Origin of the sequence: Bacillus sp. DNRA2, assembly GCF_012843265.1 — a bacterium.
In the GTDB taxonomy this organism is placed as follows: domain Bacteria; phylum Bacillota; class Bacilli; order Bacillales; family Cytobacillaceae; genus Bacillus_BU.
This window is the reverse complement of sequence record NZ_JABAIT010000003.1, coordinates 198,916-211,521: the sequence shown is the minus strand read 5'-3', so window position 1 is coordinate 211,521 and position 12,606 is coordinate 198,916. Positions and strand designations below refer to the sequence as shown.

The 12,606-nt window shown below is 40.5% G+C and carries 12 protein-coding genes; 1 reads left to right on the top strand and 11 read right to left on the bottom strand.

Annotation, left to right across the window (positions count from 1 at the left end):
- Positions 1-135: 135 nt before the first annotated feature.
- The 3 genes from HHO41_RS04750 to HHO41_RS04740 form a co-directional block, all read right to left on the bottom strand.
- Positions 136-627: a CcdC family protein gene (locus HHO41_RS04750; protein ID WP_169096010.1), complete on the bottom strand. Its 492-nt coding sequence runs from the start codon at positions 625-627 to the stop codon at positions 136-138.
- Between the two features lie 181 nt (positions 628-808).
- Positions 809-1,165 carry a response regulator gene (locus HHO41_RS04745; protein ID WP_169096008.1) on the bottom strand — a complete coding sequence of 119 codons (357 nt, stop codon included), beginning with the start codon at positions 1,163-1,165 and terminating at the stop codon, positions 809-811.
- Positions 1,166-1,256: 91 nt separating this feature from the next.
- A complete protein-coding gene (locus tag HHO41_RS04740; RefSeq protein ID WP_169096006.1) occupies positions 1,257-1,964 on the bottom strand; it encodes a cytochrome c biogenesis CcdA family protein in 708 nt (235 codons plus the stop codon).
- 324 nt (positions 1,965-2,288) lie between these two features.
- Between HHO41_RS04740 and HHO41_RS04735 the strand changes: the two genes are divergently transcribed.
- Entirely contained in the window at positions 2,289-2,465 is a 177-nt protein-coding gene (locus tag HHO41_RS04735; protein WP_169096004.1) for an aspartyl-phosphate phosphatase Spo0E family protein, read from the top strand.
- 40 nt (positions 2,466-2,505) lie between these two features.
- On the opposite strand, the gene HHO41_RS04730 is transcribed toward HHO41_RS04735, so the two are convergent.
- The 8 genes from HHO41_RS04730 to HHO41_RS04695 all read right to left on the bottom strand — a co-directional run bounded on the left by HHO41_RS04730 (position 2,506) and on the right by HHO41_RS04695 (position 12,534).
- Positions 2,506-4,296, bottom strand: coding sequence for an ABC transporter ATP-binding protein (locus tag HHO41_RS04730; RefSeq protein ID WP_169096002.1), 1,791 nt, complete (start codon positions 4,294-4,296; stop codon positions 2,506-2,508).
- Between the two features lie 2 nt (positions 4,297-4,298).
- Positions 4,299-6,047: an ABC transporter transmembrane domain-containing protein gene (locus tag HHO41_RS04725; protein WP_169096000.1), complete on the bottom strand. Its 1,749-nt coding sequence runs from the start codon at positions 6,045-6,047 to the stop codon at positions 4,299-4,301.
- A 472-nt stretch (positions 6,048-6,519) separates the two neighbouring features.
- Positions 6,520-6,741 carry a YneF family protein gene (locus tag HHO41_RS04720; RefSeq protein ID WP_169095998.1) on the bottom strand — a complete coding sequence of 74 codons (222 nt, stop codon included), beginning with the start codon at positions 6,739-6,741 and terminating at the stop codon, positions 6,520-6,522.
- Between the two features lie 87 nt (positions 6,742-6,828).
- The gene (gene sirA / locus HHO41_RS04715) at positions 6,829-7,269 is read right to left on the bottom strand and encodes a sporulation inhibitor of replication protein SirA (RefSeq protein ID WP_169095996.1); all 441 of its coding nucleotides are present in this window, start codon (positions 7,267-7,269) and stop codon (positions 6,829-6,831) included.
- A 243-nt stretch (positions 7,270-7,512) separates the two neighbouring features.
- Positions 7,513-8,538 (bottom strand): cytochrome d ubiquinol oxidase subunit II, encoded by a 1,026-nt coding sequence (gene cydB, locus HHO41_RS04710; RefSeq protein ID WP_169095994.1) that lies wholly within the window; start codon positions 8,536-8,538, stop codon positions 7,513-7,515.
- Positions 8,528-9,874, bottom strand: coding sequence for a cytochrome ubiquinol oxidase subunit I (locus HHO41_RS04705; protein WP_169095992.1), 1,347 nt, complete (start codon positions 9,872-9,874; stop codon positions 8,528-8,530). The genes cydB (HHO41_RS04710) and HHO41_RS04705 overlap by 11 nt, the downstream gene beginning before the upstream one ends.
- Before the next feature lie 298 nt (positions 9,875-10,172).
- Positions 10,173-11,198, bottom strand: coding sequence for a cytochrome d ubiquinol oxidase subunit II (gene cydB, locus HHO41_RS04700; protein ID WP_169095990.1), 1,026 nt, complete (start codon positions 11,196-11,198; stop codon positions 10,173-10,175).
- The gene (locus HHO41_RS04695; protein ID WP_169095988.1) at positions 11,188-12,534 is read right to left on the bottom strand and encodes a cytochrome ubiquinol oxidase subunit I; all 1,347 of its coding nucleotides are present in this window, start codon (positions 12,532-12,534) and stop codon (positions 11,188-11,190) included. Before HHO41_RS04695 ends, cydB (HHO41_RS04700) begins: the two co-directional genes overlap by 11 nt.
- Positions 12,535-12,606: the final 72 nt, after the last annotated feature.

Sequence of the window (12,606 nt, the reverse complement as noted above, 5' to 3'; positions counted from 1 at the left end):
GTCTTATAAAAACTCATAAGGCCAAATCCCAGCAAGAATTCAGATGAATTGTCCTTATGACCACCTCAACAATTCAATTAGACAAAAAAACAAGTGGAGGGAAACATCATGTTTTCCTCCACTTGTTTTTTATACTTATACTGGCGTTACATTAGTAGTCCGACCTTGTAATTGCAATTGCAGCTTACGGAAATTGATGAACATGGCAACGCGCCAAGGGACGATCATTCCGAATGCTAGGATCCAGAACATGCCGCCAAGTTCGCCCACATCGATTGATGAACTGAGGATTGATTTTGCGATGGTGCGAACAATCAACAATCCCACGAGGATGAACACGAAAGCTTTGGACGGTTTTAAATAAATATCTTCATCTCGAATTTCGAATTTAGATGTTTTGATTAATAAAATTGAAAACAACATGCCGACAGACGCTGCTTCAACGACTTCACTTAAAGTCACTTGAAACATTGGAAACAAAAACATTAACGCACCAGTGCTCATAAATAACGGTGGTAAGATAATTTTCTTAGCACTAGCTGGTTTTTTGGCGGACCGGATCCTCATTATCATGACGAAAGTTCCCATGAAGACGGCACCGATTGAAGAAAGAACGACCCATATCATATACTTCATCCTTATCTTTTTAATTTACACTAACATTATATACAAAACGCAAAAAAAGAAAAATCCTAACGACCTTTTCTCCATGAAAAAAACATAATCAGCATCAAACAATGTTCATTTTACAACCACATTAAAGCTAAAACAAGCCATTTAAGAAAATTCTTAAATGGCTTTGTGATTATCAGTGGATTCGTTTGATCGCCTCTAAAACGCCGCTTTCATTAAAGGGCTTGACGATAAAGTCCTTGGCGCCTGCTTCGATCGCTTCGACTACCAATTTTTGCTGGCCCATCGCTGAGCACATGATAATTTTGGCATCAGAGAATTCGCGTCTGATTTCCTTCATTGCTTCTACGCCGCTCATTTCCGGCATGGTAATATCCATAATCGTTAAATCGGGGTTTGTTTCAGCATAGAGTTTGACCGCATCTTTCCCGTTTTCACCTTCACCAACGATTTCATGGTTCGCTTTTTCTAAAATAGACCTCAGCATGGTTCTCATAAATTTCGCATCATCAACGATTAAAATTCTGGCCATTAAAGTTCCCCCTGCGATTTAACTCTAGCAAAAATTTTAACATATTCAACTAGTGTCAAACAAATGTAAAGTTAATCAAGGAACAATTTAGTTAGAACCCAGACCATCCACCTGTAAGCTGTTGAAGATAAATAATGATTTTAGTCATCCAGTCAAAGAATAACACAATACCCATGATAATCATGACCCAACCGCCAATTTTCATGATTTTCACATTGTTCTTGCGAATCCATTGCATTCTGCCAATGAAGAATGACAGCACGAAGAAAGGAATCGCAAAGCCTAGTAAATAGGCAATCATGTAAAGCATTCCTGAGCTAGGGTTTGTGCTTGCAAGTGAAATAACGATACCAAGAATTGGACCAGTACAAGGCGTCCAGCCCGCTGCGAACGCCATCCCGATAAGCACGGAGCCAATATAACCAGATGGACGGTTCTTAATTTCAAAACGTCTTTCCTTCATTAAAAATTCAGGCTTGAACACACCAACAATGACGAGTCCAAATAAAATAATGAAAATTGCACCGATTTGACGGATTAGGTCGTTATATTCTCTAAAGAACTGGCCTACTAGAGACGTCGCAAAACCTAATGCGATAAAAATAATTGAAAAACCAACAAGGAAAAACAATGTATGTAGCAAGCTGCGCTTTTGCAGCATACCATTCTCACTCTTTAACTCTCCTACACTCATTCCCGTTATATACGACAGAAACGCCGGATACAATGGTAAGCAACATGGTGAAATAAAGCTTAAAAAGCCTGCACCGAGTGCTATGAAGATATTAATTTCATCCATTCATTACACATCCCTTTCTTACATTTATCCTTGTCTCATTCTATCAAAAGTTGTTTTGTAATGATACCGAAGAAGCTGTGAACAATTCAAGCACTGTACCGTATTTTACATAATGACAGTAATAACGATAACATCATTTTATGACAATTTTTCGAAATGTATAAAACATGAATTTTTTTACTATTTTTCCTTTGAATTTACAAACATTCTTCGTTATAATGGTGAAGGTAATGTAAACAAATGTAAGTTTCTTAGCATTTATTCTTTTTATTTAATACTATTTGTGAAATCATTTACAAATTATACATGAAGGGAACATTTAACTTGCTTAAACATGAGCTGCTTACCTTAATTGAACAAAAACGTGCGGAATTAATTTCAGTCGTTTCCAAAAACGGTCTAAGTTCATCGGCAGCGATTCGCCACAGCCAAGAACTAGACGAATTGCTTAATAAATACAATAACATTTTTATTAAAAAAATCCCATCACACACACATTAAAAAAGCAGACCGGACGCAAGTATTCCAATCTGCTTTTTTATTATTGAACCGCACTCTCTAGCAAATCAACACTACCATTTTGTAAGAGGTACATTTTATAGTAGAGACCCTTTTTCGCTAGCAATTCCTGGTGATTGCCTCTTTCAACGATAGTCCCTTGATGGAGCACGAGTATTTCATTGGCATCCTGGATGGTGGAAAGCCGGTGCGCAATCGCAATCGTCGTTCGCCCTTGGCGCATCTTTTCAAGTGCCGCTTGAATACCCTCTTCGGTCTCCGTATCAATATTGGCAGTTGCCTCATCAAGTACTAAGATTTTCGGATTTGCGGCGATGGTCCGCGCAAACGCAATCAGCTGGCGTTGCCCGCTCGAGAAGGTTGCTCCCCTTTCAACAACTCGGTCATCATAGCCATGCTCGAGCTTTTCAATAAATGAATGAGCCTGAACAAATTGAGCAGCATCGATGATTTGTTCATCCGTCAATGACTTGTCATGAAGCCGAATGTTATCCTTCACCGTCCCGTAAAAGAGAAACGGATCCTGGAGAACAAGCCCCATTTTACTGCGCAATTCCTCTTTCGAATAATCCTTGATTGACCTTCCATCAATCAAAATCTCACCGCGTTCAAATTCATAAAAACGCATCAGCAGATTAATAATCGAACTTTTACCACTTCCGGTATGCCCCACAAGTGCCACCGTTTCACCAGGCTTAGCAGTAAAAGAAATATTTTTCAAAACATCTTGCTTGCCATCATAGGAAAAGCTAACGTTGCGAAACTCAATTTCGCCGTTCGTGATGTTGATAGATTCAGATTTTTGTTCAGGAGCTGTCTCCGTTTCATCCAATAAATGAAACACCCGTGACGCTGCGACAATTGCCTGTTGGTACATCGACAAGCGCATCATCATATTGTTGACCGGCTCAAAGAAGCGGTCTAAATAATTGACGTAGGCGTACAATACCCCCACCTCAATCGGACTATCAAACGAACTCCCCCCAAAAAAGCTCAACACAATCATTAAAGCGATGATATAGACCATATCAACCGCTGGTCTTAACAGGAGACCATCCACTTTAATATTTTTCATTCCAGCAAAGAAATGCTGTTGGTTAATCTCCGCAAACTCCTGCTTCAACCGTTTTTCCTGGCGAAACATTTGAATGATAGCCATTCCCTGCAGCGATTCACTCAGCTTCGCATTGAGCTGACTCAACCGCTCCCGCATATCTTGGTAAAAAATCGAACTATACTTCCGGTACAATCGAATAATCCAGAAAATAATCGGCAGAATCAGCAAACAAAAGACCGCCAACTTCACATTTAAGCTAAACATCGCGACAAAAATCCCGAGCATCAAAAACCCGCTTTGGATAAAAGTGACCAATACCGACACGAACATATCTTTAATCGCTTCGGTATCATTCGTTACTCTAGAAACGATGCTGCCCGCTGGGGTTTTATCAAAATAACGCAGTCCAAGTGACTGAACCTTGGCGTATACATCGAGCCGGAGCTGGTGGATGATATACATCGCGATTTCCTGAAACTTAAACAATTGAAAATAGGATACAATCACATTGCCAACCTGAATTAACAGATAGGCTGCAGCTAATGTGGCAAGTGGTTGAAAGCTTAGATTTCGCGGTGTTAAATAATCGTCGATAAAGATTTTTACGATAATCGGCCCTAGCACATCACCTATTGTTGTCAAAAGTAGTAAGCTAAACGCAGTGATAATTAATTTCCGATGTGGTTTTGTATAGGTTAACAGCCGAAATAATACCTTTCGCTGCTGTTTTCCGGTTAAGACGGTGGTTTTCTCCATAATCACCCTCCGTGTTCGACAAGGTCTTCGAGTTGTTGGCGGACATACATTTCCTTGTACCAGCCGTTTTGTTCCATTAATTGTTGATGCGTCCCTTGTTCTATCATACGTCCGTCGTCTAAAACAATGATTAAGTCAGCATGAGCAATGGCGCTTAAGCGATGCGAGGTAATCATCGTAGTTTTTCCTGTCCGATTTTGTTTCAACGCTGTCAAAATGCCCTCTTCCGTTTTCGCATCAACGGCAGATAGCGAATCATCGAGCACCAATACTTCAGGATTCAACAGCAGTGCTCTGGCAATCGAGATTCGCTGCTTTTGTCCTCCCGACAGCGATACCCCGCGCTCACCGACAACCGTGTTATATTTTTCCGGAAAACGATCAATATCTTCGGCAATATTGGCTAGCTGACTTGCGGCAATGATTTCTTCCTTTGTGGCATCGTGTTTGGCGAAGGCGATATTTTCACCAATTGTTGCTGAAAATAAAAAATGGTCCTGGGGCACATAACCAATCGCCCCTCTTAACTGATTGATTTTATAATGAGATAGCGGATGTCCGCCGAACAAAATTTGTGTATTTGACTCCTCAAATTCTCGCAGGAGCAGCTTTAAGAGTGTTGTTTTTCCCGCACCCGTTTTGCCGACAATTCCTAATGTTTGACCTTGCTTTAGGGTAAAAGAAATATCTTGAAGGCTCGGCTTCATATCATTTGGATAGGTAAAGCTGTTAATGCGATACTCAATTTCCCCGCTCGGCGCTTCATCGACCGCTTCCGCTTCATCAACGATCTCTATTTTTTCATTTAGAAGCTTCATGACGCGATCATAGGAGGCGCGCCCTCTTTCGACGATATTAAACAGCCAGCCAAACGCCAGCATCGGCCAAATCAATAACCCTAAATATGACGTGAAAGAAATTAATTGGCCAATCGTCAACTCGCCGTTTAGAACCATGCGCGAACCGAACACGATCGCTAGAAAATAAGATATACCAACGACAATCGATATCGTCGGATCATATAAGGCATCAACGCGAGCCACGGCAATATTTTTTGCGACAACATCCTCCGATTTTATTTTAAAATCAGCAATGTCCTCCTGCTCCTGCCCGAACGTTTTAATGACCTTAATTCCAGATATGCTCTCTTGGGTTTTATCATTCAAAGTGGAAAAAGCTTGTTGGGCATGATGAAACCGTTTATGTAAGTGCGTTCCGTACCAGCTTGTGAGGATTGCCATTAACGGCATCGGAATCATGCAAATCAGCGTTAATTTCCAGCTGATCGTTGCGACCATCGTAATGACGACGATTCCGCCTGTAATCAGCGAATCGACCATCGTTAACACACCCATCCCGGCCGTTTGCTGAATCGCCTGCAGATCATTTGTCGCATGTGCCATCAAATCGCCGACACGCCAGTTTTGGTAAAAAGCAGGTGACATTTTCGTAAAATGCTCATAAAGCTGATCACGCAAATTACGTGCAAGCTTTACCGCAGAACCAAAGATACTTATTCGCCAAAAATAACGTAGTACATAACTTAATAATCCAGAAAGGAGCAGCATAAAAACCCAAAATGCTAATATCCCAAGCGTCAACGTACCATCATGAATGTGGTCAACGACTATCCCAATCGCCCGCGGTGGTACTAAAATTAACAAGGCAACAATCACGAGCAGAAAAACCCCTGATAGATACGCCTTTTTCTCTTGCTTAAAAAACCACATTAAATCGAGAAACACTTTCAAGTGATGCTCCTCCTCTCTATTTTTTAACATTATATCGCTAAAACATTTTACCAAATTTCCAGAAAATTTAACACTGATATGATGGTTGGGTGGTGTGAAGGAGTGGATTGGCATTACTTTTGCGGCTTATCTCGAAAAATATAGCTCCAATAGCTGTCATTGATGCTACTTTTGCCGGCTCTTCCCTGAATATATAGCTCCAATAGCTGTCATTGGCGCTACTTTTGACGGCTCTTCCCTGAATATATAGCTCCAATAGCTGTCATTGGCGCTACTTTTGCGGGCTCTACCCCGAAAATATAGCTCCAATAGCTGTCATTGGCGCTACTTTTGCATGCTCTTCCCTGAAAATATAGCTCCAATCGCCGTCATTGACGCTACTTTTGCATACTCTACTCGAAAAATATAGCTCCAAGCTCCCTCTCCTAATCAAAGAAAAAAGCACCCTTATCAATAAGAGTGCTTGTCTAGCTTATTTATTTCCTTGTCCTTGTTTATTCATGGCGTTCATCATTTGATTGATTTTCTTTTGCGATGGTTTCATTCCCATTTGCATCATCATCATTTTAAGCATTTGTTCGTTAATTGGCGGATTTTTCTTCAAATAGTCCATCATATATTTCCGAGCAATGAAAAATCCTAGAGCTACACCAGCAGCTAATGCTAGTATGCCGACTAGAATGTATACCCACATATAAAAACTTCCTCCTTCATGTTGTCTAAGTTACAGTGTACTAGACCAAAGGTAATTATACAATATCTGCATCAAATTTTGTGCATTTTAGACAAATTTTCTTTCCTTGATTGGATTGAGCCAGCCATAGCGCGCATGCTCAAAATCCATCGCTAAAAAAGAGGTTTCGCATTGTCTGAGTGCTTCAAAAAAGATTGTTTCCGTATCATAGCTACCTTCGGATTCCAGAAAGGCGACGCGATTGGTAATCGTTAGTCGAGCTGTACTTTTAACTCCTCTTCTTTCTATATAATATGCCCCGTTTTCATAGCGAAAATCCCTGTTTTTTCCTAATTTTTGCGTGATGACTTTATGCAAGTTGAAGGTTGGAATCGGCTTTGTAATAAACTGAATTTGCCGTTCGATAATCTCCCTTAATTCACCTTTTGATTGATCTTTTTCTAAAAATAATTCAAAAAACAACCGCTCTTTTCCAAAATAATGGGAGGCAAACTCATCTTCTATTAAATAAAGCTGATAGGATCTCAATGGTACTCCCCCTAACCTGCGACCTTTTCTCTCATTATAGAAAAAAGTCAATGGGAGGTTTGTCTTAAAGCGTCAAAAACAATCACTACTTTTGTCGAATAATAATCTATCCGTTTTCACACCTATTTCTTAGGTTTTAAACGTGATTTTCAGTGCTCTGTCTGAGGGATTCGATTTCATATTTATGGATTTTTTTGCATCAGCTAACCATGAAGAAAAGAAGAGCCATCGCGGCTCTTCTTTTTAGTATCCTTTTGCGCTTTCCTTCGTTGCTTTTTCCTTGAATAAGAAATAGCTCCACACCTGATAAGCGATAATAATTGGAACGAAAATGACTGCTACTGTGAACATCACCTTTAAGTTTAATGCGCTTCCCGCTGCGGAATATAGCGTCACGCTATATTCATCGCCGATGATGGAAGTTAGCATGTTCGGGAACATTCCGACAAAGCCCGTTGCCATTTGTAAAATAATTGCCAAGCAAACGCCCGCAAATGCTGCGCCCACCTTGTCTTTAAACACAAACACCACTGCGAGTAAAATAGCAATGAGCGATAAGCTCGGAATGATCCATAACACCGGCGTCGCATTATAATTTTCGGCGATTGGTGTCCAATTCATCGTTGCCACAAAGAAAATTGCCAAAACACCTGCTGCAATCATTGAAAAAGTGCGAGAAAGCTTCTTACAGCGTTCTGCTGCATCGCCTGTTGTTTTTAATTGAATCCAAAGTGATCCGGATAAAAGGAACATTGATACGAATAACACTCCGCCAAGCAGACCATATGGGTTTAAGAGACTCAATAAATTGCCTTCATAACCGTTTGGCCCAATTAATAAGCCGCGATAAAGGTTAGCAAATGCCACTCCGAATAGTAAGGCAATCAAGAAGCTCGCGATTGCGAACGCCCATTTCCAAGAATTTTGCCAACGAGCTGAATCAACCTTGTGCATGAACTCAAGTCCAGTTGCGCGAATGAATAGTGCGAACAGAATCAAGAACATTGCTTCATAAAGGAATGAGAACATGTCGGCATAAGCACCAGGGAAGGCCGCGAATGTCGCACCGCCCGCTGTTAACAACCAAACTTCATTGCCGCCCCAAAATGGTCCAATCGCTTCTTGTAACTGGTTGCGTTCCTGACGATTTTTTGTCACGAAAGGAAACAGCATTCCGGTACCTAGTGTATATCCGTCCAAAAAGATATATACAGTCCAGATTAAACCCCAAAGACCAAACCAAGTAATTGCCAACATATCATGAGACATAGCTTACAGTCCCTCCTTTTGCTTCTTTCGCCACTTCAGGTCCTTTTTTTGCATATTTAATGATTAAGTATACATCAGCGATTAATAATACCGTATAAAATACCACTAAGCTAACGAGCGAGAAACCAATTTGACCTAATGAAATCGGTGAAACCGCATCGGTCGTTTTCATTAATCCATAGACGACCCATGGTTGACGGCCCACCTCAGCGACCATCCAGCCAAGGTTTATAGCTAAATACGGTAATAATACTGAATAGATAACTAACTTTAAGTATTTTTTAGATTCTATTATGCGATTCTTGCGATACAGATAGACACCGTACCATGTTAATCCTAAGAAAAATACACCAAGTGCTACCATTGCCCGGAAGCTGTAGTATACTAACGGAACGTTCGGTTGCTCATTTTCAGGAATCTCATTTAAGCCGGTTACCTTGCCATCAAAGCGATTAGTGTAAAAGAAGCTGCCCAAGCCCGGAATTGTTAAGGCTTCAAAGTTTTTCTTATTTTCCGGATCAGGAATTTGAATGAGGCTGAATGGTAACTCCGTTTGTGTTTCCCAAACTGCTTCCATTGCTGCCCCTTTTGCTGGTTGAACCGTTGTTGCATACACGCCTGATTGGTGCCCTAGAAATGGTGTTGCTGTTGCAGCGAACGCTGCCATGATAAGTCCGTATTTGAATGATTTTTTGAAAAAGTCCACATTGTTTTTTCTTAATAAGTGATAAGCACTCACTGCCATTACGAAAAATGCTCCAACGATATAACATGAAATGACGGTATGGAAGAACATGTTCCAAGCATAATGATTTGTTACAAGTGCTTTGAAGCTTTCCAATTCAACGCGACCGTCGGTTAATTTATAACCAACCGGATTTTGCATAAAGCCGTTGGCGGTGATAATCCATAACGCTGAGATATTGGTTCCTAACGCAACCATCCAAATTGAAATTGCGCGCATTTTCGGTGAAAATTTATTTCTTCCAAACAACCAAATTCCCATAAACGTCGATTCCAAGAAAAATGCTAGTAATGCTTCGATTGCTAACGGAGATCCAAAAATATCTCCTACATATCGTGAATACTCAGACCAGTTTGTTCCAAATTGGAATTCCATCGTGATCCCGGTAATTACACCAAGGACAAAGTTGATTGAAAATAGCTTACCCCAGAAATCAGCCATGTTTCGATATTGTGGATTTAATGTCCTTGCATAATTGGTCTCCATCACTGCCACCAGTATAACTAGACCGATTGTCAATGGTACGAATAAAAAATGATAAAACACTGTGATTGCAAATTGCAATCTGCTTAACAGTAATACTTCCTCCATCTTTTCTTCCTCCCTGTAATATAAAAAAATATCTCTCTATGACAATTATTATAGTACTAAAATATTCTGTGATAATAATCACTTGTGTCAAAACTATGTCATACTTTTGAACTATCTGTGTCTGTTATCAAAAATGTGATGTAAGTACTTGATTTTAATTTTCTGTATATTGGAAAACATCTTTAGCACTGGAGAAAATGGAATAATGCAGATATGAGCATAAAAAATACCAGGACCGCAACTCTCGCGATCCTGGCTTGATTTTTTAACAACAACAGGTGCATTACGCCCCCTTAAATCAATATCCCTTAGCGTTTTCTTTCGTAATTTTTTCGCGGAATAAGTAATAACTCCAAACCTGATAAGCTATTACAATTGGCACAAAGATTAACGCTACCGTAAACATGACTTGTAAATTCAAGGCACTACCGGCTGCATCGTATAAAGTAACACTGTATTTATCAGCGATATGAGAAGGTAGCATATTTGGAAACATTCCAACAAAGCCGGTTGCCATTTGGGTAATAATTGCCAAACATACTCCGGTAAAAGCCAGACCGTTTCGACCTTTGAAGACGAAGAATACTGTTAGTAAAATAGCGATTATTGAGAGACTCGGAATGATCCAGAGAATAGGTGTTTCATTGAAATTATCTGGGAGCGGCGTCCAGTTCATCGTCGCCACAAAGAATATCGCCAATACCGCCGCTGCTATCATCGCAAAAGGCCTAGCAAGCTTTTTGCAGCGCTCTGCTGGTCCTCCTTTTGTCTTTAATTGAATCCACAATGAACCCGATAACAGGAACATCGAAACAAACAATACACCACCGAGAATTCCATATGGATTTAACAAGCTTAATAGATTGCCTTCGTAGCCATTTTCACCAATTAATAAACCTCGATAAAGATTGGCAAAGGCCACCCCAAACAATAGGGCAATCAAGAAACTGGCGACTGCAAACGCCCATTTCCAACTGGTCACCCATCTAGGTGAATCAAGTTTATGCATAAATTCAAGCCCGGTTGCCCGGATGAATAAGGAAAACAGAATTAAAAACATCGCTTCATAAAGGAATGAAAACATATCAGCATAAGCACCCGGGAATGCCGCAAACGTTGCTCCCCCTGCAGTTAATAACCAAACTTCATTTCCTCCCCAGAAAGGACCAATCGCCTCCTGGAGCTGATTGCGATCGGTACGGTCTTTAGTGACAAACGGAAAAAGCATGCCTGTCCCCAAATCATAACCATCTAGGAAGATGTAGACCGTCCAAATAAGTCCCCACAGACCAAACCAAATTACGGCCAATACATCATGAGACATGACTTTCACTACCTCCTTTGGCAACTACTAATCCTTCAGGCCCTTTTTTCGCATATTTAACCAACAGATAAACATCCGCCACTAATAAGACGGTGTAGAACACTACAAGGCTAGCTAAAGAGAACCAGATTTGCCCAGCTGAAATCGGTGAAACCGCATCAGCTGTTTTCATTAACCCGTAAACCGACCACGGTTGCCGTCCAACCTCCGCCACCATCCAGCCTAAATTAATGGTTAGGTACGGAAGGAGAACTGAGTACAAAATAAGCTTTAAATACCTTTGTGAGTTTACTAGTTTGTTCTTCCAATATAGATAGAAGCCGTACCAAGTGATGAAAAGAAACGCCATTCCAAGCACAACCATTGCCCGGAAGCTATAATAAACTAAATTAACTGGCGGTTGCTCATCAGCTGGTATATCATTTAGTCCTGTAACTGTACCGTTAAAACTATTTGTGTAAAAGAAGCTGCCCAATTTCGGGATGCTTAGCCATTCTACAGAGTTTGTTTTATTTTCTTGATCAGGGATTTGGATGATGTTAAAAGGCATTCCTGATTGCGTTTCCCAAACCGCTTCCATCGCAGCTCCTTTAGCCGGTTGAATCTCGGTTGCAAACACACCAGATTGGTGTCCTAAAAATGGAGTAGCTGTGCTGGCGAACAAGGCCATCACGAGGGCATATTTGAATGATTTTTTAAAAAATTCCACATTGTTCTTACGCAATAAATGATAAGCTGAAACAGCCATAACGAAAAATGATCCAACGATGTAGCAGCCAATTACGGTATGGAAGAACATTCGCCAAGCATATGGATTGGTTACCAATGCACTAAAACTTTCGAGTTCCACTCTGCCATCGGTCATTGTAAAACCAACAGGGTTTTGCATAAAACCGTTGGCTGTGATAATCCATAATGCGGAAATATTCGTGCCGAGCGCAACCATCCAGATTGCAAAAGCACGCATCTTAGGTGAAAATTTGTTTTTCCCAAACAACCAAATACCCATAAAGGTTGATTCAAGAAAGAATGCCAATAACGCTTCGATTGCTAAAGGCGACCCGAAAATATCACCAACGTAGCGTGAGTACTCCGACCAGTTTGTACCAAACTGAAACTCCATCGTAATTCCAGTTATGACACCGAGGACAAAGTTAATCGAAAACAACTTACCCCAGAAGTCTGCCATGTTCCGATACAGCACATTACCCGAGCGCGCATACTTTGTTTCCATTACCGCCACTAAAATCACAGTTCCAATTGTCATCGGCACAAACAAGAAGTGGTAAAAAACGGTGATGGCAAACTGGAGCCGACTCAAAAGTAAAACATCCACATTTCTCCCCTCCTATTGGTAAAATCTCTCTACAATTAAATTATATTATAAAAATTTTTCGAAAATGAGTTA